The organism is Streptomyces sp. NPDC006476, from assembly GCF_040612015.1.
Classification (GTDB): Bacteria; Actinomycetota; Actinomycetes; order Streptomycetales; family Streptomycetaceae; genus Streptomyces; species Streptomyces griseorubiginosus_B.
Map to the genome: position 1 here is coordinate 110931 of NZ_JBEXPK010000028.1, position 23472 is coordinate 134402.

At 71.1% G+C, this 23472-nt stretch carries 22 protein-coding genes and 1 pseudogene; 15 read left to right on the forward strand and 8 right to left on the reverse strand.

The features are described 5' to 3' along the window. Positions 1-1431: a hydrolase gene (locus tag ABZZ74_RS29200; protein WP_356769907.1), complete on the reverse strand. Its 1431-nt coding sequence runs from the start codon at positions 1429-1431 to the stop codon at positions 1-3. Between the two features lie 363 nt (positions 1432-1794). Between ABZZ74_RS29200 and ABZZ74_RS29205 the strand changes: the two genes are divergently transcribed. Continuing rightward, positions 1795-2817, forward strand: a complete 1023-nt coding sequence (locus ABZZ74_RS29205) for a hypothetical protein (RefSeq protein WP_356769909.1) — start codon at positions 1795-1797, stop codon at positions 2815-2817. Between the two features lie 17 nt (positions 2818-2834). Here ABZZ74_RS29205 and ABZZ74_RS29210 read toward each other — a convergent pair whose 3' ends face one another. Further along, positions 2835-3434 carry a DUF4157 domain-containing protein gene (locus tag ABZZ74_RS29210; RefSeq protein ID WP_356769911.1) on the reverse strand — a complete coding sequence of 200 codons (600 nt, stop codon included), beginning with the start codon at positions 3432-3434 and terminating at the stop codon, positions 2835-2837. Between the two features lie 243 nt (positions 3435-3677). Between ABZZ74_RS29210 and ABZZ74_RS29215 the strand changes: the two genes are divergently transcribed. The 4 genes from ABZZ74_RS29215 to ABZZ74_RS29230 are packed head-to-tail and all read left to right on the forward strand — an operon-like array spanning position 3678 to position 6451. Continuing rightward, positions 3678-5273, forward strand: a complete 1596-nt coding sequence (locus ABZZ74_RS29215) for a phage tail sheath subtilisin-like domain-containing protein (RefSeq protein WP_356769913.1) — start codon at positions 3678-3680, stop codon at positions 5271-5273. A gap of 58 nt (positions 5274-5331) precedes the next feature. Then, positions 5332-5775 carry a phage tail protein gene (locus tag ABZZ74_RS29220; protein ID WP_133047373.1) on the forward strand — a complete coding sequence of 148 codons (444 nt, stop codon included), beginning with the start codon at positions 5332-5334 and terminating at the stop codon, positions 5773-5775. Further along, positions 5775-6296 carry a hypothetical protein gene (locus ABZZ74_RS29225; RefSeq protein WP_133047372.1) on the forward strand — a complete coding sequence of 174 codons (522 nt, stop codon included), beginning with the start codon at positions 5775-5777 and terminating at the stop codon, positions 6294-6296. The genes ABZZ74_RS29220 and ABZZ74_RS29225 overlap by 1 nt, the downstream gene beginning before the upstream one ends. Beyond that, positions 6293-6451 carry a DUF6760 family protein gene (locus ABZZ74_RS29230; protein WP_165955043.1) on the forward strand — a complete coding sequence of 53 codons (159 nt, stop codon included), beginning with the start codon at positions 6293-6295 and terminating at the stop codon, positions 6449-6451. The genes ABZZ74_RS29225 and ABZZ74_RS29230 overlap by 4 nt, the downstream gene beginning before the upstream one ends. Positions 6452-8100: 1649 nt before the next feature. On the opposite strand, the gene ABZZ74_RS29235 is transcribed toward ABZZ74_RS29230, so the two are convergent. Next, positions 8101-8799, reverse strand: a complete 699-nt coding sequence (locus ABZZ74_RS29235; protein WP_356769916.1) for a hypothetical protein — start codon at positions 8797-8799, stop codon at positions 8101-8103. 865 nt (positions 8800-9664) lie between these two features. Here ABZZ74_RS29235 and ABZZ74_RS29240 point away from each other — a divergent pair. The 8 genes from ABZZ74_RS29240 to ABZZ74_RS29275 are packed head-to-tail and all read left to right on the forward strand — an operon-like array spanning position 9665 to position 17951. After that, the gene (locus tag ABZZ74_RS29240; protein ID WP_356769918.1) at positions 9665-10111 is read left to right on the forward strand and encodes an extensin; all 447 of its coding nucleotides are present in this window, start codon (positions 9665-9667) and stop codon (positions 10109-10111) included. Between the two features lie 53 nt (positions 10112-10164). Beyond that, positions 10165-10587, forward strand: coding sequence for a phage tail protein (locus ABZZ74_RS29245; protein ID WP_133047369.1), 423 nt, complete (start codon positions 10165-10167; stop codon positions 10585-10587). A gap of 14 nt (positions 10588-10601) precedes the next feature. Next, on the forward strand, positions 10602-11327 hold the full coding sequence (locus tag ABZZ74_RS29250) for a LysM peptidoglycan-binding domain-containing protein (protein ID WP_356769921.1): 726 nt from the start codon (positions 10602-10604) through the stop codon (positions 11325-11327). Next, positions 11327-13219, forward strand: a complete 1893-nt coding sequence (locus ABZZ74_RS29255; protein ID WP_356769923.1) for a VgrG-related protein — start codon at positions 11327-11329, stop codon at positions 13217-13219. Before ABZZ74_RS29250 ends, ABZZ74_RS29255 begins: the two co-directional genes overlap by 1 nt. A 31-nt stretch (positions 13220-13250) precedes the next feature. Further along, the gene (locus tag ABZZ74_RS29260) at positions 13251-13694 is read left to right on the forward strand and encodes a GPW/gp25 family protein (protein WP_133047366.1); all 444 of its coding nucleotides are present in this window, start codon (positions 13251-13253) and stop codon (positions 13692-13694) included. Further along, positions 13694-15655 (forward strand): putative baseplate assembly protein, encoded by a 1962-nt coding sequence (locus ABZZ74_RS29265; protein WP_356769925.1) that lies wholly within the window; start codon positions 13694-13696, stop codon positions 15653-15655. Before ABZZ74_RS29260 ends, ABZZ74_RS29265 begins: the two co-directional genes overlap by 1 nt. Next, positions 15652-16218 (forward strand): phage tail protein, encoded by a 567-nt coding sequence (locus ABZZ74_RS29270; RefSeq protein WP_133047364.1) that lies wholly within the window; start codon positions 15652-15654, stop codon positions 16216-16218. The genes ABZZ74_RS29265 and ABZZ74_RS29270 overlap by 4 nt, the downstream gene beginning before the upstream one ends. Next, positions 16215-17951 carry a zinc ribbon domain-containing protein gene (locus ABZZ74_RS29275; RefSeq protein WP_356769927.1) on the forward strand — a complete coding sequence of 579 codons (1737 nt, stop codon included), beginning with the start codon at positions 16215-16217 and terminating at the stop codon, positions 17949-17951. The genes ABZZ74_RS29270 and ABZZ74_RS29275 overlap by 4 nt, the downstream gene beginning before the upstream one ends. 286 nt (positions 17952-18237) lie before the next feature. Here the strand turns inward: ABZZ74_RS29275 and ABZZ74_RS29280 are convergent, their stop codons facing one another. The 4 genes from ABZZ74_RS29280 to ABZZ74_RS29295 all read right to left on the reverse strand — a co-directional run bounded on the left by ABZZ74_RS29280 (position 18238) and on the right by ABZZ74_RS29295 (position 21853). Continuing rightward, the gene (locus ABZZ74_RS29280; protein WP_356769929.1) at positions 18238-19170 is read right to left on the reverse strand and encodes an aminoglycoside phosphotransferase family protein; all 933 of its coding nucleotides are present in this window, start codon (positions 19168-19170) and stop codon (positions 18238-18240) included. A gap of 199 nt (positions 19171-19369) precedes the next feature. Further along, positions 19370-19987: an NAD(P)-binding domain-containing protein gene (locus ABZZ74_RS29285; protein ID WP_356769931.1), complete on the reverse strand. Its 618-nt coding sequence runs from the start codon at positions 19985-19987 to the stop codon at positions 19370-19372. A gap of 99 nt (positions 19988-20086) precedes the next feature. Then, the gene (locus tag ABZZ74_RS29290; RefSeq protein ID WP_356769933.1) at positions 20087-20941 is read right to left on the reverse strand and encodes an LLM class flavin-dependent oxidoreductase; all 855 of its coding nucleotides are present in this window, start codon (positions 20939-20941) and stop codon (positions 20087-20089) included. A gap of 177 nt (positions 20942-21118) precedes the next feature. Beyond that, entirely contained in the window at positions 21119-21853 is a 735-nt protein-coding gene (locus ABZZ74_RS29295; RefSeq protein WP_075028644.1) for a glucose 1-dehydrogenase, read from the reverse strand. Positions 21854-22049: 196 nt separating this feature from the next. On the opposite strand from ABZZ74_RS29295, the gene ABZZ74_RS29300 reads away from it, so the two are divergent. Further along, complete coding sequence (locus tag ABZZ74_RS29300; RefSeq protein WP_356769935.1) at positions 22050-22517, forward strand: MarR family winged helix-turn-helix transcriptional regulator; 468 nt, start codon at positions 22050-22052, stop codon at positions 22515-22517. Positions 22518-22620: 103 nt separating this feature from the next. Here the strand turns inward: ABZZ74_RS29300 and ABZZ74_RS29305 are convergent. Continuing rightward, a pseudogene (locus ABZZ74_RS29305) lies at positions 22621-22891 on the reverse strand (hypothetical protein); the annotation flags it as partial. Between the two features lie 182 nt (positions 22892-23073). On the opposite strand from ABZZ74_RS29305, the gene ABZZ74_RS29310 reads away from it, so the two are divergent. Beyond that, positions 23074-23472 (forward strand): IclR family transcriptional regulator C-terminal domain-containing protein (locus ABZZ74_RS29310; protein ID WP_356769937.1); only part of this gene is annotated, 399 nt, incomplete at its 3' end.

A 23472-nucleotide genomic window follows, 5' to 3' on the forward strand; every position in this document is an offset into this window, starting at 1 on the left:
TCACACCGTCAGCTTGATCGCCTCGACGAAGCGCGAGTTGTCGAAGTGGCCGGCCGTGTTGAGATCGGGGCGGGCGTTGTTGCAGGTCTGGCTGTCCCAGTTCTGGCCGCTGATCTTGACCACGCTGCACAGCTGACCGGAGCCGACGTTCCAGACGAAGGTCACCATGTAGGGGGCACCCTCCTTGGTGCTGCCGATGTAGTTGTCCTTGCCGTCGGCGACGATGGCCGTCCAGTTCGGCTTCCAGGTGCCCTGGCCGTTGGTCGACTGGGGGTTGTAGACCATGGCGTTGCCGGCGGACCCCTGGACGCCGTACACCGCGACGTTGAGGGCCATGATCGCCTGGCCCTGGCCGACCGTGCCGGACACGGTGCCGTCGCACACCGGCTTCTGCCAGCCGTCGCCCTGGACGTAGGCGCGGTAGCAGACGTGCCGGCCGCCGGGGTCGTTCTTCGCCAGCCGGTTCACGGCGGTCGCCGCGGTGTCCGGCTTGGGCTTGGCCGTCTTCGGGGCCGAAGCACCGCCCCCGCCTCCGCCACCGGATCCGTTCGCCCCGGCGGCGGCCCCCGAGTTGGCGGGCGGCGGGGCGCTGGTCGTGGCGGGGGGCGCCGGCATCACCGGCGCCGAGGTGGCCGAGGGGCTGGGCGCGAGGGTGGCACCGGCCTCGACGGTCTTCTCGGTGGCGCCGGAGTTGACGGCGGGTTTGTAGGCGATCCACAGCATCACGAAGGTGATCCCGAGGGCGACGAAGACACCGAAGAAGGTCGCCAGCCAGCGCGGCAGGAAGCCGCGCTGCAGGTACGTCCCCTCCACGGGAAGCGGGTTGGTGCCCGAGCGGACCACGTTCAGCGTGTAGGGATGCTGCTCCTTGCTCCCGAACCAGATGATCCGGCGCGGCTTCAGCGTCGTCTTCACGAACGCCGCACGCCCCGGCTCGATCTGCACATTGCTCGGATGGATGTCGTACGACAACTGATCACCGTTGTCGCTGCCGCCGATGGACGCCGTCAGCTTCGTGTTGCCCAGATTGTCCACCGCCAGCCGGGGCCGGCCCCGAAAACGCCCCTTCACGGTCGGCGGCACCAACTCCGCCCGCACCTCCGTGAACGGCGTGATCGTCAGATTCCCCTCCGGAACCGTCGTCGCCTCCGGATGCTCCGTCGGCGTGATCCGCACCGCATACGGATTCGGCCCCGCCGCCGCATCCGGCGTACGCGGCGGCGCGAACGTCAGCTCCACCGTCCCCGTCGTCCCCGGATACAACCGCAACGACTGCGGCTCGACCGTCGTCCAGGGCGCCACCGGCCCCACCGGCTCGAACCGGTACTCGTCCACCACGTCACCGGTATTACGCAACCGCAACCGCACACGTGTACTGCCACCCGGGTCCACAGTCGCGGAGGCGGGTTCCAGGGAAGTCCACAGGCTCACGCGTCGACGCTAGGCGGGTGTGGGCGCGCGGTCAGGAGTCTTCCGTGCACAGCTCGCTGCCCTCGGGGCCATCGAGGGGCGGGCCGGAGGACGCCCGGCCCCATCGTGCGGCAGGGTCTGCCCCTTCGGCCGCGCGATACCGGCCTTCCGTACCTGGCGTCGGCCGACGGCCGCGGGTATCGAGGAGTAGCCCTACCGCGTTCCCGCCCAGGAAGAGGTTGCATGCACACCCAGGACGGCACAAGAGTCACGGAGCAACGGGCCGGCGGCGCGCGCACGACGGCACCTCGTCGTACGCCGCCGCCCCGTCCCGTCCCGGCCGTGCCGGACCCTCGCTCCAGGGGTGCGCTGAGTCCCGGTTCGATGGCCGCGATCCAGGCGACGGCGGGGAACGCGGCGGCCGCGCGGGCGGTCCAGCGGACGGTGACCACCCAGGAGCCCGCGACGGGGGCGCAGCCGCAGCACCAGCCGTACGAGCAGACCGTCGCCGAGTACCTCGCCTCGGGCGGGCCGCAGCGGCTGTACCGGGCGATCCGGATCGAGTCGCAGGTCAAGCGCCGCGAGGGCGCGTCGGCGTCGTCCGTCACCGCGACGGCGGACGGGAACCTGGGCGAGGGGATCTCGGCGCCCGCCGAGGTGAAACGGATCTACCAGACCCTCAGGCAGTGGCCGGAGGGCAAGGACATCGAACCCGTCGATCCCCACGCGACCTTGAGCGTGGCGCACCATGTGGCGGGCGACAACTACGGCACGCAGTACATCTCCTTCAGCCCCAGCCGCGAACGGGCGACCACCTACTCCAGGTACAACTTCAAGGAAGGGCCCGCGGAGAACCTGGAGTACGGCCAGAAGCCGCGCCGGGTGAGGCAGTGGGCCCCCGTGATCGAGATCGACGTGAGCAGACTGGGCTCCGGGACCCGGCTGGTCAATCTCGGAAACCCGGCCGTCCACGGGCAGACCAACCTCGCGGAGCGGTCGGACATCGGCTCCATGGCAACGAGCGACATGGAAGTGCTCATCAAGGGCACGGTCGCGGCGGGCGCGGTCACGCAGGTGTTCGGGGTCGAGGACGCCATCAGGGAGATGGACCTGGACGCCCGCAGGCACCTCATGGAGCGGGAGTTCAGGCTCGGCCGCCGGGAGGACGACCGGGAGGGATGGGACGGGCTGTTCCAGGCCAACGTCCCCGAACATCTCCGGCAGTACTTCCAGCACCTCCAGGAGGAGCCCGAGGAGGTCGCGGCCCCGCCCGCTGCCCCGAGCAGGCGGCGCCCCGCGTCCCAGTCTCCGGTCCGGCCGGACGAGGAGTCCGGGAACGTCGTCAGGAAGCCGAAGAGGAAGAAGAAGGCGAACCCGAACCTCCTGAGCTTCCGGGACGACGAATAGGCCGGGTTTCGGACCGGTCAGGCGCCGCCCAGGTCAGGGGCGGCGCCCTGGGCCATCCGGCGGCCGTTGGCGGCGGCCCTGCGCTCGAAGGGGTCACCGGGGTCGGAGACCCGCGCCCCTGAACCGTCGTCGGTGCCGGACACGGGCCCCGAGCTCTGCTGGTGGACGTGGTCGATCTCGTGGAACAGCGTCTCGTCGTCGATGCCCTGCGCACCCACCACGATGTCGGAGCCGGAGGTGTAGGCGCGGGCGCCGTACTCCAGGGCCGAGCGCTGCGCCACCGGCCCGGAGTGCACCCGGACATGGGCGAAGCTCATGCCGTACGCCTGCTCCGCCTTCGCCTGGATCCGTGGCTCCAGCGGGCTGCCCGGCGAGCTGGTCGCCTCGAACACCGACGAGCGGCGCTGGACGGCCGGCTCTCCGCAGGCGTCGCGCTGGACCTCCGCGGTGTGGCCGCAGTCCGGGCCGTGCTCGTGCCATGCCTCCTGGATGGCGCGGGTGACGGCGGCGTTGCCGGCGGCTCGCTGCAGGGCGAGCAGCGGCGGCAGCGGGGCGGCGGACCGGACGGGGGCGGGTGTGCGGTCGGCGGACGAGCGGTTCTCTTCGTGTGCGCGCATGGGCCTTCCCGGTCGCGGGCGGGACGTCTGACTCCCGGGATAACGGCTCGGGAGGGTCGGCGGAAGGACCGCAGGGGCAGTCCCGCGGGCACCTCCTTCGACCCGGTGGGCCGCGGGCAGCACGCAACTGCCCTTGAGGGCAGCCGGGTTGCCCGAGGTCCGGCACCGCAGGCCGTTTCCCCGGGACTTGCGCGCGCGTGAGGCTGAGGGCGTTCCTGTCTCGTACCCCGAGGAGAGCAGAGCATGCCGTCCTACCTGTCGCCCGGCGTCTACGTCGAGGAGGTGGCCAGCGGCTCGCGCCCCATCGAGGGGGTGGGCACGTCGGTCGCGGCCTTCGTGGGGCTCGCCCCGACCGGTCCGCTCGACGAGCCGACGCTGGTGACCAACTGGAGCCAGTACGTCGCGAGCTTCGGTGAGTTCACCGACGGGTACTACCTCGCGCACTCGGTCTACGGCTTCTTCCAGAACGGCGGCAGCGCCGCGTACGTCGTGCGCGTGGGCGGTTCCGCCGACGACGCCGCGGCCGCGGCCGGCACCGCCCCCGCCGCCGTGACCGGCTCCGCCGCCAAGGCCGCGCTGCCGGCGGCCGAGCCGCAGCAGATCGGCACGTTCTCCGTGACGGCCATCGCCTCCGGCAGCAACGGCTCGCTGAGCGTCGAGGTCGCCGACCCGGAGGGCGAGGGCCCCGCCGAGCGGTTCAAACTGATCGTCAAGGACGGCGACAAGGCCGTCGAGAGCTTCGACGTGACCGCCAAGAAGGGCGGCCGCAACTACGTGGTCACGCAGGTGAAGGAGCGCTCGAAGCTCATCACCGTGACCGAGGCCGCGCCGGCCGCGCAGCTGGTCCGCCCGGACAACCAGACGGTGGCCCTCGTGGCCCCGGCGCCCGCGCCCGCCGTACCGGACAAGGCCGTCGAGAACGGCTCGCACCCCGGTCCCGCCCAGTACCTCGGCGACTCCGCCGACCGTACCGGCTTCGGCGGTCTGGAGGCCGTGGACGAGATCTCCATGGTCGCCGTGCCCGACCTGATGGCCGCCTATCAGCGCGGCGCGATCGACCTGGAGGCCGTCAAGGCGGTCCAGCTGGGTCTGATCGCGCACTGCGAGCTGATGGGCGACCGCGTCGCGGTCATCGACCCCCCGCCGGGCCTGAATGCCCGTCAGATCCGGGTCTGGCGCCAGGAGACGGCCGGCTACGACTCCAAGTACGCGGCCCTGTACTACCCCTGGATCAAGACCTTCGACCCCTCCAGCGGCTCCTCGCGGCTGATCCCGCCGAGCGGTCACGTGGCCGGCATCTGGGCCCGCAACGACTCCGAGCGCGGTGTGCACAAGGCGCCCGCCAACGAGGTCGTCCGCGGCGCGGTGGACCTGGAGATCCAGATCACCCGCGGTGAGCAGGACCTGCTTAACCCCATCGGCGTCAACTGCATCCGTGCCTTCCCGGGCCGGGGCATCCGCGTCTGGGGCGCCCGCACCCTCTCCTCCGACCCGGCCTGGCGCTACCTGAACATCCGCCGGTACTTCAACTATCTGGAGGAGTCGATCCTGATCGGCACCCAGTGGGTGGTGTTCGAGCCGAACGACCACGCCCTGTGGGCCCGGATCCGGCGCAACATCTCGGCGTTCCTGGTCAACGAGTGGCGCAGCGGCGCCCTGTTCGGCCAGCGGCCCGAGGAGGCGTTCTACGTCAAGTGCGACGAGGAGACCAACCCGCCGGAGTCGGTCGACGTCGGCCGGGTCGTCTGCGAGATCGGCATCGCACCGGTCAAGCCGGCCGAGTTCGTGATCTTCCGGCTGGCCCAGTTCTCCAGCGGCAGCGGGGAGTTGGAGGAGTAGGCCGCGCGCCGAGCCTCCGTACGGCCCTTTTCGAGACCCTTAGAAGGACAGCGAAGACATGAGTCTCCAGCCGGGTGACGCCCTCACCTCACACAATTTCGGCCTGCAGATCGACGGCGTGATGGTCGAGTACCTCGCCGAGGTCAGCGGTCTGAGCATCGAGCAGGACGTCATCACGTATCAGCAGAACACCCCGAACGGCCAGAACGTGGTCAAGAATCTGCCGGGTGTGAAGAAGAACGGCACCTGCACGGTCGTCCGCGGTATGACCCAGTCGGCCTCGTTCACCCAGTGGATCAACGAGTCGATCAGCGGCCAGATGACGACGGCCCGCAAGAACGCGTCGATCATCATGATGGACTTCCAGAACAACCCGGTGAAGCGCTACCACCTGCGCAACGCCTGGTGCAACAAGATCGACGCGAGCACGGTGAAGGCGGGCGAGGCCGCCGCGCTCACCGAGACCGTGACCATCGCGTTCGAAGAACTGGTCATCGAGTAATGCGGCGTTCGGCTGCCAGGGCCGGCGCCGCCGTCACGTACTCCGGCGCGGACGCGGCGGCGTCCGCGCCGGAGACGGACCGGGAGCTGCCGGGGCCGGAGGCGACACCGGCCCCGGCTCCCGCGTCGGCCCCCGTGCGCCAACAGGAGTCACTGCGCACGGAGTTCCCCTTCCAGCTGCCGCGCGGGTACGTCGACGAGACGGGCACCGTCCACCGGGACGGCGTGATGCGCCTGTCGACGGCACGGGACGAGCTGGTGCCGCTGCGGGACGTCCGTGTGCAGGAGAACCCGGCGTACCTGTCCGTGGTCCTGCTCGGCCGGGTCATCACCCGCCTGGGCACGCTGCCCATGGTCCACGACGGGATCGTGGAGAACATGTTCGCCTCCGACCTGGCGTTCCTGCAGGACTTCTACCGCCAGATCAACGCGGAGGGGCACACCCGGGCGGCGGTCCGGTGTCCGCACTGTTCGGAGCCCTTCGAGGTGGAACTCGGCGGGAGCCGCCTGGGGGAATCGTGACGTACGCGACCGACCGGCTGCACGAGGAGATCGCGTACGTCGCCTACCACTTCCACTGGAGCATGGACGAGATCCTGGACCTGGAGCACCACGACCGGCGCCGCTTCACGGACGAGATCGCGTCCCTGGTGACCCGGGCCGGGGCGGAGGGCTGAGCGGTGGGGTTCCTGGACCGGTTGCGGAAGCGGACCGAAGGCGCCGACGTGCCCCGGGTCGACGTCACGGCTGACGGTGAGGGTGGTGCGCGGGCGGTGGAGCCCGCGTCTCCTTCGTCCGCCGCGCACACTCCGGCGCGACCCGTCGTGGCCGCCTCGTGGCCTGGGTTGCCGCCGATTCAGCGGGCCGTGGTGCCCGGGCGGGCCGAGGTGGCGGACGCCGGGTTCGGGGGGCGGTTGCCGACCTGGCAGAACCCGTCGTTCGCGGGTACGGCCTCCCCTGCGGTGCTGGACGGACGCGCGAGCGCGAGCCTCGCCGGTGACGCGCCGCGTACGGCCGTGGGCCGGCCGGTGCCGGGCCTCGAACGCCACGCCGGCGCCCTGCCCCTGGCCGACCCCGTCACCCCGGTGCAGCGCACTCCGGCGGTACCGCTGCGGGCGCTTCCGGCGGGGGCGTCGGGCACGGGAGCGGGGCCGCGGAGCGCGGCAGTGCCGACCTCCGGTTCCGGCAACGGACAAGAGACCCCGGCGCCCTCGGCTTCGGCTCGTGCACCCCAGTGGCGGGCGGCTCCGGCACAGGCCCCCGCCGCAGCACCGCGCCCTGCTCCCGGGGTCCGGGTGACCCCGGTACCGGCCGCTTCTTCGTCATCTCCACCGAGGTCCCTGACGAAGGCCCGGACCGGGACAGCGGCCGTACAGCGACGGGCACTGCCGGTGGCCCGACAGACTTCGACGCCGGCGAGCGAGCCGGCGTCGGCATCGACTGACGCTCGCCGAGCGCGAGTTGAGCCGACGGGGTCCTCCTCTTCCTCGTCGTCGGCGGGGACAGCCGCGCCGTCCTCGGCGGTCGCTGCGGCATCCGAGAGCACCAGGGCCGTCACGGACGGCGAGCCGACCGGTCCTGGAGGTAGTCCCGGTGGGGCTCCCGGCACCGGTGTGCCCACCCAGGTGCAGCCGGCGCGCGGGGACTCGTCCGGTGGCGCCGCCACGCCGCCCACGCCTCGACGCACCCCGCCGATCCCGGCATCCCCCGCCATCCAACGCCGCGTGGCCGGCGGCTCCGACCATCCCCGGTCCTCCTCGAACGACGGCAGTGGTACGGCACCCTTGGCCCCGGGCGGTTCACGGCCCTCGTCCAGCGCCGCCGGCAGTACGACACCCCCGGCACCAGCACCCGCACCCGCACCCGCACCCGCACCCGCACCCGTCCAGCGTGCCCGCGCGACTACGACCCCGAGCCTCGGCACGCCTGGCACCACGGAACCGTCTCCATTCCGGGCGGCGTTCATCAACCCACCGGTCGGCCAGGGCACTTCACCCGCAACGCCTCCGATCGACGTCCGGAACACGGGGTCCGGCGCACCCACCGGTCCATCCGGAACAACACCGACCACCGCTTCCCCCGGCGTTCCCACCGGCACGGTCTCCGGCACACCCACCGGCCCCTCCGAGGCTCGGCCCACCACTCCTGCTGGGGGAGCCCCCACGGGAGCCCCCGTACAGCGGGCGGCCAGCGAGACGCCCGCGGCACAGCGGCCGGGGGATGCTTCGAACCCGGGTCCCACGTCCGTCCAGGGCACCGGCCCGACCGCCCCCATCGCCGACCCCCCGACGTCACCCCCGGTGCAGCGGGTCGCGGCCTCCATGCATCAACCGCGGACAACGCCGGATACGCACCCCACGCCGACCCAGCACGCGCCGACCACACCAGCGCCGCACCAGCCGACGTCGAGCACCACGCCGACGTACGCCGCGAGGCCCGGCACCACCCCCACCCAGCGCACCCGGGGCTCCGGTCCGGCCGCCCCCTCCACGGGCTCCCCGACCGGAGCCTCCATACAGCGGGCAACGACCATCACGCCGACACCCGCCCCAAGCCCCACCCAGTACACCGAGCCGACCGGCAGCGCGACCGGCTCCCCGTCAGCGCCCTCCGTACAGGGGGCGACGACCACCGCGTCCACGGCACACCGGCCAGGGGCGCCGTTGAACACCACGCCCACGAACGCGCCGGCCCCCGCCGCCCTCACCACCCAGTACACCGAGCCGACCGGCACCGCGACCGGCTCCCCGTCAGCGCCCTCCGTACAGGGGGCGACGACCACCGCGTCCACGGCACACCGGCCAGGGGCGCCGTTGAACACCACGCCCACGAACGCGCCGGCCCCCGCCGCCCTCCCCACCGCACATCGGTCGGGGACGGCGCCGAACGCGGTTCCCACGCCCGTCCAGCGCACGGAGGCCACGTCGACCTCGAACGCCGCCCATCCGAGCGGCGGCGCTCCCACACAACCGCTCGGCGGCACGACGACCACGGCCTCGGAGCCACAGCCCCACGCCCCCGTCACCGCCCCGCGAACCGAAGGCGGAACCGGCCCGACCGTACAGCGGACGGAACAGTCCTCCGTCACCGCTCCCTCACCGGCTCAGCGGCACGCCACCCCCAGCAGCACCCCCATCCCGCCCGCACCGCAGCCGACGAGGCCCAACTCGACGGCGGTTCGCCCGACCCACCCCACGCCTTCCGTCCCCGTCGGCGCCCCCGTCCAGCGAGCCGCCAAGCCCGCCACATCGCGCTCCACACCCCCCGCACCCCCGGTCCAGCGAACCACCCGCCGCCCGGGTCTCGGAGCCCCGATCGCCTCCCAGCCCGCTCCCTCCGCAACCGCGCACCCCGGACCGGCGACCGCCAACTCCCGTGCGACCACGGCGACTCCCGCGCCTTCCGAGTTCCTGCCGACATCCACGAACCCCCACACCGACACCACCTCGCCCGCAGCAGGCCCCAGTTCACCCGCGCGACCGACAACCTCCGCGGCCTCGACGACCGCCACACCGCCCCCCTCCATCCAGCGGACCACATCCACCTCCCCGCCGAGCACCGCCCCCCTCACCCCTCCCCGCCGCCCCGCCCTGGGTGCCCCCCTGCCCACCCCCCCGGCCGACACCACCCCCCTCCTCGGCTCCCCCGCAGCACCGCACCACCCCGCACCCCGGCCCTCGACGCCCCCGACTCCCCTCCTCACACCCCAGCCCCCCGCGAACCTGACGCTCCCAACTCCCGTGCCCGCACCCCCAGTCCAGCGCACCACAACACCGACCACCCCTGCCCCGACCCCGGCGCCGCCCCCAACGCCCACCCCCCTCAAGGTCGCCCCCCTACATCAGCCGGTCCCCCGTACCGCCACCCCCGGCGCCCCCTCTCCCCTCCCCGTGGCCCCCCTCACTCCCCCACCCGTCGTCCAACGCCTCGGGTTCGGCAAGAAGACCAAGTCCCCCGCCACGCCCCCGGCAAAGTCCGCCACCGGTGCCCTCGCCGCGTCGGCCGCGGCCGTCGTCGCCTCCGCAACGCCCGCCCTCACCCACCGGACCTCCCAGGCACCCCGGTCGGCCCCGTCGCACGGCACCCCCCCGCCCCCGTACAGCGCGTCGGCCGCCGCCCCTCCGCCGTACGAACCGCCCCCGCCCTACACCCCACCGGCCACACCCCCGCCCGCGTACACGGAGATCCCCGCCGGCGCCTTCGACCCCCGCGAACTCACCGACTTCCAGCTCGACGAGCTCGTGCACCGGATCATCGGCCGCATCACCCGTCTGATCCGTACCGAACTCCGCCTGGACCGCGAACGCATCGGCAAGCTCCGCGATCCCCGTCACTGACCGCATCCGACCCCACCCGCCATCCACCCCGAACGACAGAAAGGCCGGCCGCGATGTCCCGCCAGGACCCGGGCTCCACCATCTGGTTCTCCCTCAGCATCGACGGTGAGAGCCTCGGCTACTTCAACGGCTGTGAGGGACTGTCGTCGCAGGTGGAGATCGAGCAGCGCCAGGAGGGCGGCAACAACGGATTCGTCTGGCAGCTGCCGACCCGCGTGACGTTCTCGAACATCCGGCTGACCCGCCCGCTGACTCCGGACACGGCGAAGGTCGCCAAGTGGATCTCGTCCGTGCAGACCGGCATCAAGCGCCCCACGGCGCAGATCGCGGCGCTCAGGGCGGACGGTTCGGAAGTCGCGCGGTGGGGGCTGATCGACGTGCTGCCGGTCAGCTGGACCGGCCCCTCCCTGGACCCCGCCAGCCCGGCCGTGGCGACCGAGGTGCTGGAGATCGCCCACCACGGGTTCACGGACTGAGAGGGACCGCAGACATGGCCAAGGGCAGCAAGAGCGGCGCCGGCAAGAGCCTCGTACGCGCCACGCTCGCCATCCACGAACCGCCGAAGGGCAAGAGCAGGACGCCCGGCGGGATCATCAAGACGTTCGGCTTCGACTTCAACCCGGCACAGCTGTCGCTGACCCGCCGCGCGCAGTGGAAGGTGACCCCGGCGCAGATCGAACGGGACGGCCCGCTTCCGGAGTTCATGGGTGCCGAGCCGCGCGAGATGGGTGTGGAGATCTTCCTCGACACCTCCGACGAGCCGACCAGCAACACCGTGCTCAAGAAGGTCGAGTCGCTGCTGGCCTGCTGCGAGGTGACGAGCAAGAGCATCGCCGCCAAGCAGCCGTCGCCGCCGTGGGTCGTCTTCCAGTGGGGGTCGTTCTCGACGGCCCGGTTCACGGCGTACGTCAGCTCGGTCGAGGCCAGTTACACGCTGTTCTCGACGACCGGCGTGCCCATCCGCGCCACCTGCAAGCTCCAGTTGCACGAGATCCCCAGCAAGACCAAGGGGCAGAACCCGACCTCCGGCGCGCTCACCGCGCAGCGCGTGCACCGGGTCGTGGCGGGTGACTCCCTGCAGTCGCTGGCCTGGCGGGAGTACGGCAACGCGGCCGCCTGGCGTTCCATCGCCGAGGCCAACGGCATCGACGACCCCCACCAGCTGCGCACCGGCGTCGAACTGGTGCTGCCGGCCGCCGAGGAGGTGCGTACCTGATGGTGCAGTCCGCTTTCTCCAACGTCGTCGACGTGAAGATCGGCGGCGCCAAGCTGCCGCCCGAGTTCGCCCCGGACCTGGTGGACAGTTACGTCGACCAGGGCGTCGGCGTCCCGGCCGCGTTCCGGCTGACCTTCCGCGACCCGTACCGGCTGCTGCTGGGCAAGCTGAACATCACCTTCGGCACCAAGGTGGTGTTCGCTCCGGTGGCGGACGGCGAGGGTGCCGGGGACCCGCTGCTGACCGGCGAGGTCACGGGACTAGAGGCCGACTACGACGGCACCGGCTCCTACACCGTCATCCGCGGCTACGACCTCGGCCACCGGCTGCTGCGCCAGCGCCGCGTGGCCGCCTACCGCAACCAGAGCGCCTCCGACATCGCCCGCAAGCTGGCCGCCAAGGACGGTGTGCCGATCGGGCGGATCGAGTCGACGAAGACGGTGTACGAGTTCATCTCCCAGTCCAATGTGACCGACTGGGACTTTCTCGCCCGGCTCGCGGACGAGAACGAGATGGTGATGTCCGTCGACGCGGACGGCAAGTTCCAGTTCGTGCGGCCCAAGTCGGCCGCGGGGGCGCCCTCTCCGGACACCGACGGCGACAAGAGTCCGTTCGTCCTGCAGGCCGGGCACGACATCCTGCGGCTGCGGGCCGCCGTCACCGCCGCCGACCAGGTGGCCAAGGTCGAGTCCCGCGGGTGGGACGTGACCACGAAGAAGAAGCTGACGGCCACGTCACCGGCCTCCTCCAACCCCGGTATCACCATCGGCACTTCGCCGGGCGCGGCGGCCGGGAAGTTCACGTCGGCCACGCTCGTGGAGACGGGCACGCCCTACGACAAGCAGAACGAGGTGAAGTTCGCCGCCGACGCGCTCGCCGACGACGTCACCGGCTCGTTCGCCGAGCTGGAGGTCGTCGCGCGCGGAAACCCCAAGCTGCGCCCGGGAGTTCCGGTGGCGCTCGCGGACGTCGGGGTGCCGTTCGAGGGCAAGTACACGGTGACGTCCGTACGGCACGTCTTCGGGGACGGCAAGCACTACGAGTCGTGGGTGACGGTCAGCGGCCGGCAGTGGCGGTCGCTGTACGGGCTGGCCTCGGGCGGGGCGGACACCGCGCCCCGGCTGCCCAGTGTGGCCAACGCGCTGGTCACCGACGTCAACGACCCGCTCAAGCAGGGTCGGGTGAAGCTGCAGTTCCCGTGGCTGGACGACACCTACGTCAGCGACTGGACGCGGACGGTGCAGATGGGCGGCCTCGGCGGGGGCGGGATCTTCCCGCTGGACGTCAACGACGAGGTGCTGGTCGCCTTCGACCGGGGCGCGCTGGACCATCCGTTCGTGATCGGCGGGCTCTACAACGGCCGGGACAAACCGACCGTGGTGAGCGATGTGCCTCTTCACGACACCGTACGGAAGAAGGCGAGCCGGCACACCGTCTCCGACCGGGACGGCAACCGGATGGACCTGCTCAGCCAGAAGACCGGCCTGCGCAGGCAGGGGGTCCGGCTGATCTCCGGCGACAAGCAGCTGACCATCAATCTGGACCGGACGAAGACCGAGATCACCATCGACAGCAAGGGATCGGTCACCATCAAGGGCAGCCGGTCGGTCTCGGTGGAGGCGGGTACCGATCTGTCGCTCAGTGCCCGGCGCAACCTGACCATCAAGAGCGGCGCCGCGCTGAGCATCCAGGGCGGCATGGTCAACGTGCGCGCGCCCGAGATCGGGCTGACGGCGACGGGCGCCCTGAACATGACGGGCACGCTCACCAACCTCACCGGCCTGACGACCCTCCAGCTCAACTCACCTCTGACGACGGTCAAGGGAGCCAACTTCACGGTCGCTGCCCCCACGTTCCTGTGCGCCACCATCCCCGTACCGGCGCCGCTGTGAACCGTTCCCGAGCAAGGCAGGTGGAGTTCTGATGGCCGAGCAGTTCGTCGGTTCCGGCTGGTCGTTCCCGTTGCGCATCGGGCCGACCGGCGGGATCGCGCTGGTCAGCGGGGAGCGCGAGATCGAGGAGGCGATCCGGCTCGTCCTGTCGACCTCGCCGGGCGAACGGCCCATGCGGCCGGACTTCGGCTGCGCGATCCACGACCTGGTGTTCGCGCCGGTCAACGAGCAGACCGCGGGCCGTATCCAGCACGAGGTGCACGTCAGCCTGGACCGCTGGGAGCCGCGTATCGAGGTCGAGGACGTCGAGGTCACGGCGGGAGCCGACCAGAGCGTGCTGTTCATCGACGTCCGCTACTCGATCCGCGGCACCAACAACCCGCGCAGCCTGGTCTTCCCGTTCTACGTCATTCCGTCCCACGAGGAGCCCGACGCCGGCCCCGGCGCGGGCAACTCCCCTGAAAGCGACCGCTGATGGCCCTGCCCTCCCCCAATCTCGATGACCGCCGCTTCCAGCAGTTCGTCGACGACGCCAAGCGCTACATCCAGCAGCGCGCCCCGGAGTGGACCGACCACAACGTCTCCGACCCGGGTGTCACCCTCGTCGAGACGGTGGCGCACATGGCGGACCAGATCGTCTACCGGCTCAACCGGGTGCCGGAGAAGAACCATCTGGCCTTCCTGGACCTGGTCGGGATCACCCTGTTCCCGCCCTCGGCCGCGCGCACGGACGTGACGTTCTGGCTGTCGGCGCCCCAGGAGGAGTCGATCGCCGTGCCGCTGGGCACCGAGGTGGCCACCATGCGCACCGAGAGCGAGGAGGCGGTGGTCTTCGCGACCGAGCGCGAACTGACCGTCGTCCCCTGCGAGTTGCGGCATCTGCTGGTGCAGCACAAGGGCGAGGCCGCGGTGGAGCGCACGCACGACCTGGCCGAGGACGACAAGGACCTGCTCTGCTTCTCGGAGTCCCCGGATCCGGGTGACTGCATGCTGCTGGGGCTGAGCGCGGCCGTGCCGCACTGCGCGATCGCGCTGGACCTGGACAGCCGGGTGGACGGCGTCGGCGTGGACCCGCGGCAGCCGCCGCTGGTGTGGGAGGCGTGGACCGCTGACGGCTGGCAGCCCTGCGAGGTCGACCGGGACGGCACCGGCGGTCTGAACCGTCCCGGTGAGGTGGTCCTGCACGTGCCCGGCGGGCACGTGCTGTCCCGCAACGCCGGGCAGGAGGGCGGCTGGATCCGCTGCCGGGTCACCGAGCCGCTGCCCGGCCAGCCCTTCTACACCACCTCGCCCACCATCCGCGCCGCCGAGGCCTTCACCGTCGGCGGCACCACGGGTGTCGTCCACGCCGAGACGGTGTACGACGAGGCGCTCGGCGAGTCGACCGGCCTGCCCGGTCAGCGGCTCCGTCTGATGCACGCGCCCGTGGTCGGCGACGACCCGCCGGTGCTGCTGCAGACGGCCGAGCACGAGGGCTGGGTCGACTGGCAGGTGGTCCCCAACTTCGCAGGCTCGGGGCCGTACGACCGGCACATCACGCTCGACGCGACGACCGGGGAGATCGCCTTCGGACCGGCGGTGCGCGAACCGGACGGCACGCTGCGGCAGTACGGCACGGTCGCACCCAAGGGCTCCCCGATCCGCGCCCGCCGCTACCGCACCGGCGGCGGCCGGGCCGGCAACGTGGCCCGGGGCGCGGTGCAGATCCTGCGCACCTCCATCCCGTATGTCTCCGAGGTCGTCAACCGTGAGGCCGCGCGCGGCGGGGTGGACGGCGAGACGGTCGAGGAGGCGAAGGTACGGGCACCGATCACGCTGCGCGCGCAGGAGCGGGCGGTGACCCTGCGGGACTACGAGGAGCTGGCGCGCCGCGCCGCCCCGGAGACCGCGCGCATCACCTGCCTGGAGGGCGAGGAGGGTGAGCACGGGGCGTACGCGGTACGGGTGTTGGTGGTCCCGCAGGCCGTCCCGGATCCGGGCGGCAGGCTGCGCTTCGAGCAACTGGTGCCGGGAGACGCCCTGTTGGACCGGATCACGCGCCATCTGGACGAACGGCGGTTGATCGGCACGAGGTTGGCGGTCGGGCCGCCGTACTACCAGGGCGTGACCGTCGTCGCCACCGTCCATGCCTTCCGGGGCGTCGACACGGACAAGGTGCGGCGCGAGGCCCATGACGCGCTGTACCGGCACCTGGATCCGCTGACCGGGGGCGCGAACGGCACGGGCTGGCCGTTCGGCCGTCCCGTCCAGGCCGGTGAGGTGTTCGCGGTGCTGCAACGGGTGCCCGGTGTGGAGCTGGTCGACGAGGTGGTCCTGCATCCGGCGGACCCGCTGACCGGCAAGCGGGGCGATGCGACGGACCGCATCGACCTGTCGGCCCCGTCGCTGGTCTTCTCGTTCGACCATCGCGTCCGGGTCATCGGGGACGGCGCATGAGGGGGTCCATCGACGGTCTCGGCTCCTCCGCGCCGATCGGCATGATGCTGCCGGCCGTCTTCGCGGACGACGATCTCGCCCAGCGGTTCGTCGCGGGGCTCGACGAGACGGTCGCGCCGATCCACAGCGTGCTGGACTGCCTCGACACCTACTTCCGGCCGTCCCTCGCCCCGCTCGACTTCGTGCAGTGGCTGGGGAGTTGGGTGGGCGCGGAGACGGACGGCGGCGAACCGGAGCCGCTGCTGCGGGCAGCCGTGGCCGCGGCAGCGTACCTCCACCGCATCCGTGGCACGCGGCGTGGGCTGGCGGAGGCCGTGCGGCTGGCGTTCGGCGTCGAACCGGAGATCACGGAGAGCGGCGGCGCGTCCTGGAGCGCCCGCCCGCTCGGCCCCTTCCCCGGCACTCCGCGCCCCCGTCTCCACGTCCACCTCCGCCTCCCCGCGCCCACCCCGGCTGACCACCACCGCCTGGACACCCTCGTGGCGACCGCCCGCCCCGCCCATATGCCGTACACGGTCCAGGTGACCGCCACCGCTCCCGCCGAAAGGACCCCGTCCCCATGACGACCACCCAGAACTGCGCCGAATGCGGCACCCGCGCGGAACCGGGCCAGTCATTCTGCGACGCCTGCGGCGCGGTGCTCAGCTGGAAGGACCGCGAGCCAAGAAGCAACCGCCCGTCGACGGCCGCGGATCCCACGCCCGACCCGAGCAACGAATCCGACGGCACGGCGGGCCGACGTGAGGCTGCCGACGGAGAGTTGACCGACACGGGCGGCAGCGCCAGCAGCGGGACCGACGCAAGCAACGGGGACGGCGCCTCCGGCGCGGGGTTCGGCGGTACGGCTGGCGTGGGCAGCGCATCGGGCGGCGCTTCCCACAACGCCCCCGGCTCTGGCGCGGACACCGGGGCCTCCGGTGACCCCTCGGGCCGCAGTGGGGCGGGAGGCGTCCCCGCCTCGGCCTCGGCTGCGGGATCCGGCACGACCGCCCCTACAGCCACCTCGGCGGCGGCCGGTCCGGCCTCCTCCGCTGCCTCCGACCACGGCCCCGGCTGGGACGCCTTCTCGCGGCCGGACGGCGGCGCCGGTCTGGCCCATACCCCCAGGGACCTGCTGGTCTCCGGGACCACCACCGCCTCCCCCAGCGCCGACCACCCCACCACCTCGGCAACCCCCGCCACCGACGCGGACCAAAACGCACCCGGTACCGACGCCCCCGCCGCGGCCGCCGCACCGAACTCGCCCTCCCCGAGCGCCTCTTCGAACCCCACCCCGTCCATGGACGACACAGCCCCGACCGAACCGGTCCCCGCGGCGGCCGTCACGACGCCCCTCCCCGACGTCGCGTCCGCCCCGGCGCCCGTCCCGTCCCAGGCGCCCTCTGACCCGAGCGGCCTCACCGACCGCGCCCGTCAACTCCTCGTCCCCGTCGCCGACCCGGAGCCCCGCCCCGCGGCGGCCCCCTCCGTCGCCCCCGTCCTCCCCGGCCGCCCCGTCCCCCAACGGCCGCAGGTCGTACGGGCCCCCGGTGAGGAACTCGGCGCGGACGGCGGCACCCCGTGTCCCTGGTGCGGCACCCGCAACCGCCCCGACCGGCACTTCTGCACGCGCTGCGCGATGCCGATGACCGGCGAGGCCCAGTCCCCCGGCCGACTGCCCTGGTGGCGGCGGCTGTTCGGGGCCGGCAACCGCGAGACCCCGTGGGCCGGCGACCGCCCCCGTCTGCGCCGCGCCTTCGACCGCGTACTGACCTGGCTGGGCGCGGCGGTCGTACTGACCCTGCTGATCGTGGGCGCCGTCAACCTCCCCCAGGGCATCCAGGCGACCCGGGACCACTTCTCCAAGCGCGCCCCGGTCGACCCGGACAGCTACAGCGCCTCCCGCTCCTACCCCGGCCACAAGCCCGACCTGGCCTTCGACAAGTTCAACAACACCTGGTGGGGCCCGGGTGTGTCGGACTCGGGCCAGGGCCAGTGGATCGAGGCGAAGTTCAACGAGCCGACCCGTCTGCTGGACCTGCGTATCACCCCGGGCGTCTCCACCCGCGCCGACCAGCTCCAGCAGTCGGCCCGCCCGCACCGCATAGAGGCCACCGTCACCCTGGCCAACGGCAAGAAGACCACCCGCCAACTCGTCCTCGACCAGGGCCCGGGCAGCCAGCGCGAGCCCTTCCGCGTCGGCGAGGTCACCGCGGTCCGCTTCACCATCGAGTCGGCCTACGGCACGGACGCGAGCAAGCAGGTCGCGATCGCCGAGATCGAGTTCTACGGCCCGTCGAACGCCAACTCCTCCTGACCACACGCACAACAACCGGGCGCGCCCCGGTGACCGACGACAGACGCCGGCCACCGGGGCGCCGTCGTGTGCGGGGCCACTCACAGATTGGGGATCTGGACGCCGCTGTTCGATCGGGCGAACCGGCCCGCGATGCGGCCCATGGCATCCGCGAACGCCTCCCGCCACCGGCCGGGATCTATGCTGTGACCTGCGGCCACCATCCCATCGTCAGTCCACACAGCTCACGATGATCAACGGTGGCCGCACTCGTCCACCCACCGGACCCGGCCAGCACCATCACGCTCTACGAGGGTTCGGTGAGCAACTCCGCCAGGCGGTCAGCGAATTCGGTGAGCCAGTCCAGCCGTGGTCCGCTGCGGGCGATACGAAAACCGTGGCGGCGGCCCCAGAACGCAGCCTGGACGGCATGGAACTGGGCCCACCGCTGGACGCGTTCACGGTCGAGTTCCGCGGCATCGGTGAAGACGTCCACGACGCGGTGGACAGCCTTGCGCAGGTCATCCGCTTCGAGGAGCGTCAGCACGCGGGACTTCAGCAGTGTGCCGCCGTCGTAGGCGGGATCTCCCACGTACCCCTTGGGGTCGACAGCCAGCCACGGCTCCCGGCCGGCACGCAGGATGTTCCGGGCGTGGAGGTCGCCATGGATGAGGGTGTCCGGCTGGGCCCGACCCAGCTCCCGAACGGTCGCCACGGCGGCATCCAGCACCTGACGCGGCAGCGCGTGCGGCAGCTCCTCGGCGTCCTTGCCCAGCTGCTCCTCCCAGGCATCGGCCTGCTCACGCAGCCGGGGCAGGCCGGGCGGTGCGGGGATGGCCAGGCGGCGATTGAGCCGCCCGGCGACCGTCACCACCTCGTCGCCGTCCTCGACCTCCGCCAAAGTCGACGGCTGAACCCGCTCCAACAGAATCGCGAACCGCTCGTCGTCACGCTCATACAGCAGAACAGCGCCACATCCACCCCACGCAACGAACGCATCCGGCTCATGGACGTTCCCGGGATGCGGAAACGACACCTTCAGCGCGGCGCTCTCCCCACCTCGCCGCCGTACCGGCACGATGACGCCAACGCCCCCGTGCATGACCTCGCCATCCGGCACACACCCCCAGCGCCCCAGCAACTCCTCCACGATCCCGGGCAACTTGGCGAGCCACGCCGCCCCGGCCTCCCCCTCGCGGTCGACAGTGCTCTGCGCGAACTCCTCTGGCATCGCGATCATCCCGGCACCCTACGCGCCAGCCCGCCGCAGCCACCAACCCCAAGCCAGCCGCTGCCGCTCGGCAGACCGCGCACTACGAAGATCGCGGGAACGACGTCCTTGAACACCGGTCGCCCTCGAATCACAGAGGCCGTACCAGTCACACATCCGCCCATCTACCTCACCCGATCAGCAACGGGCAGCCGAGACCGCCATGTGTTCAGTTGACTTCTGCGCCGAGGGCGATGTCGAAGCCGGCGCCGTGGCGGGCCAGCCCCATGAGCAGGAGGCCGGTCCATTCGAGGACCGACGCCATCCGGAGCCCTCCGGCGTCGAGAGGCCGCAAGCCGATGCTCTTCAGAAACGCCGCGACTTGGGCCTTCGCCTCGGCGTCGTCGCCGGCAAGAAACGCGTCCAGGGGCTTGTCGTGCGCGAGGACGTGGCCGAATATCGAGTTCAGCGCCTTCACGACCGGTGTGCCCTCGGGGGCGGCAGCGGCGATCTCCTGGGCCGCCGAGCGACCTGGGGTAGTCGCGAGCCCGTCGGCGTCGGTGTTGAAGGGATTGCAGATGTCGACGAGGATCTTGCCGGCCAACGCGCCGTCGTAGCGAATGACCGCGTCGACTGCGCCGGTGTACGGGACGGCCACGATGACGATGTCACCTGCCGGCGTTGCACCGAACACGCCGACGGTGGCTCCATTGCCGATCTGGTCGGCCAGCGCCTGAGCTTTGACGGTGTTGCGGCTCATGAGCTCGATGGTGTGGCCGTGCTTCGCCGCCCGGGTGCCGATGGCGGTGGCCATGTTGCCCGAGCCGATGATGCTGATGGTGGTCATGACGTTTTCCTTTGCTGTCTATCGATCAACTGCTGGGTCATAGGGGTCTTGCCGGTGTGGTGGGCTGCGTCGAGAGCACTGGCCGCGCGGGGCGGAGTGCTAAGAGCGTTCGCGGGCGACGTGTTCGCGTACGGCGGGGATGGTTTCCGCGGCGAAGCGTTCGAGTACGTCCGGGTCGTCGCTGGCCAGGATGAAGACGCTGACACCGTCCTCGACGGCCATCTGGGCCAGTGCCTCCGCGGTCTGCTGACTCGGGAAGATGTTCAGCAGCCGGGTGATCTCGCGGGGGTCGCGGTTGGCGGCCCGCGCGGCGTCGTCGATGATCGCGTTTCCCTTCTGGAGGCCGCCTGGCTCCAGGACCGGCAGCGACGGCAACCAGCCATCTGCCTTACGTCCCACCAGGCCCTGCATCTTCGGCTTGTGGGCTCCGAGCCAGATCGGGATCTCGTGTGCGGGCGCGGGTCCGCGCTCGCCGCCGTGGACCGAATAGAACTCCCCGTCGACATCCAGTCGTCCGGGCCCGTCGGCGTCCCACACCCCGCGAATCACGTCGATCGCCTCGCTCAACGCCGCCACTGACTGCAAGGGGGTCAATCGACGTCCGCCGATCGCCTGCACCGCATCCCAGTAGAAGCCGGCCCCGAGCCCGAGGCTGATCCGAGCACCGGAGAGCAGGTCGAGGCTGGCGGCCGCGCGGGCGAGCACGGCGGGGGGCTGACGCAGCGGCAAGTTGAGCACATTGCCAGACAGACCGATGCGCTCGGTCCGCGCGGCCACCCAGCTCAGCAGAGTCCAGGTATCGAGAAAGCTCGACTGGTAGGGATGATCCTGGAAGGTCACGAAGTCGAAACCGAGCCGCTCACTGAGCTGCGCCAACTCGACCGGACGGGTCGCCGGGGAGTTCGTGGGACCAATGAATGTTGCGAAACGCAGGGGATGACCATAGTCAGGCATCGACGTCTCCTTCAGTCCCGGTACGGATTCTGTGGAACCGTCGATTGCGCTGCGTCGGCTTTCGCGACGACTGAGACGCGGCGGCCCTGGAGGGCTCGTTACTGCTCATCTTCTCTGCCCCTGGTGCGGTTGGGTCGGAGCGCCGACATGAGGCGCTTCTCTGGTCGTCGCTCGGTGTTAGATCTGGCTGAACCCGCCGTCGACGACCAGGTTTGCGCCGGTGATGAAGCTGGCGTCCGAGGAGGCCAGGAACAGCGCAGCAGCCCCGATTTCCTCGCTGCTTCCCAGCCGTCCCAGTGGGATGGCTGCGGTGATCTGCTCCCGAATCTCGGGGGATACGGTGCTGAAGAGCGCGGTGTCGATCGAACCGGGACTGACGACATTCACCCGGATGCCGCGGACCTTCAGCTCCGCGGCCCAGGTGCGGGCGAGTGAACGCACGGCGGCCTTGCTCGCCGAGTAGACCCCGGCACCGGGAATGCCCTTGGTCGCGCTGGTCGTGCCGTTCAGGATGATCGACGCACCGTCGCTCATCAGCGGCAGCAGGTACTGAACGGTGAACACAGTGCCGCGGAAGTTCACGCCCACCAGCGCATCGAACGTATCCGGGGTGATGCTTCCCAGCGGGTCCGAAACCGATCCGAGGCCGGCGCTCGCAAAGAGGACGTCGACTCGTCCGTGACGCTCCCGCACGGTCTCGGCCAAGCGAGCCAGGTCGTCGAGATTTCCCGAGTCCGCCTGTACGCCCGTCACGTTGTGGCCGATGGAGGCGACCGCCTCATCCAGCCTGCGCCTGTCTCGTCCGGTGATGAACACGTCGGCGCCTTCGGCCACGAACAACTTGGCCGTCGCCAACCCCATCCCAGAGGTTGCTCCAGTGATCACGGCGACCTTGCCATCAAGCTTGGGCATGTTGACCTTCATCCTTCTGTCGGCCGAACGGTGCGCGGACCCTGCGGGGCACGCGGGCCGACGAGTACGCGCCGGTTGTGCGAAGCGCTCCGCAAACGAGACTGATCTCCCGTTCGTGACTACACGCTCACCGTACCAGATGCGTGCGCACGCACCTAACTGGGAGGGCACTCAGTTTCCGGGTATGCTGCTGGGTGTGAAGGCACCCGTGTCGCAACCGCGAATCATTTCCCCGGACCAGGTCAAGGGCTGGTTTGCGCTGCTGCTCACCCACTCCACAGTTACCGGGCGGATCGACGCCGCGCTGATGGACCAGCACAAGATCTCGTTCAGCACCGTCGAGATCCTGTGCTGGCTCCTGGAAACCGAGCCTCAGTCGGTTCGAGTTCTGTCTGGCGAACTTGTCAGCGTGAGCCCCACTCGAGCATCACGGTTGGTCCAGAATCTGATCGATGCCGGGCACCTCCAGCGTGGCGCCGACCAAGGCGACGGGCGGGTGTCGCTCATCAGCTTCACCAAAAGCGGACGGCAGTTCGCCGAGTCGGTCAGACGAACTTTCGAGGATTCGGTCAAGAAATACTTTGTCGATCCCCTCGACGACGATGACATTGCTGCCATCACCCGGATTTGGGCCAAGCTCGAAAACGCAGAAGGTCCTGGCTGAGGGAAATCCGGATCGCTGTGATCGCCGTCCTCGTCCGGCGACACGAGACCGGTCAGCGACTGTCGTCCGCTGTCGGGACTTCGAGCGACAGGGACCGCGCGATGCAGCGGCGGATCGTGACCGCCAACGTCGTGGGCCGCCAGCCGAGCGGCTCGTGTGCGAGCCGCCTGGTCACCGTGTCACGCACGGTCCCCTCGCCACGGCAGCGGCTGCACCACTGGTCAGGTTTCGAGGACCCGACAGGCGAGCACGGCCCGGTCGGGTGCGAGACGCCGGCCGGTCACCTCGAGTCCGAGCCCATTGATCGGGGCGCGCCGCGACCGTAGCGTCGGGCATGTCGAGAGCGTCCAGATGGGCAGTGTGAGAACGACCATCCTCGGGAGACCTCGACGACTATCCCGTCACTGACGCGCCGGTCCCAGCGGCGAGGACCACACTCTCATCTGTGAAGAGCCACTTTGTTCTAGGCAGAGGTCGGGGCGATAGCTCGATCCGTGGGGTGTGCGCGCTGTACTGCCGGGAGCCGGGGCGGTGCCGTCGGCTGGAAGGGGCGGGGATGCACGGCGCCCGGATCGCGGGCAGTGAACAGGTCGAGGCCGGTCAGGTCGGGCCGCCGCAGGAGTCCAACGGCGAGTTGATCTGCTGGAAGTGCCCGGTGCCGGTCACGGCCGTGGGAAGCCACATGCGCGGCAGCGCCCTGCCCATCAACGCCGGCGCCTCCGCCCTCGTCCTGCTCGCCTGGAGCCCCGACGAGGTCCGCCGTGTGCTGGAGGTCGCCGAACTGCGCCGGTTCACCGCTGCCACACTGACCGACGTCGACGCCCTGATGGAACGCATCGGCCGCATCCGCCGCCTCGGCCACTCCATCACCCGCGGTGAACTCGACCCCGACGTGGTGGGCATCGCAGCGCCCATCCGGGACGAGAACAAGCAGGTGGTCGCGGCGGTGAGCGTG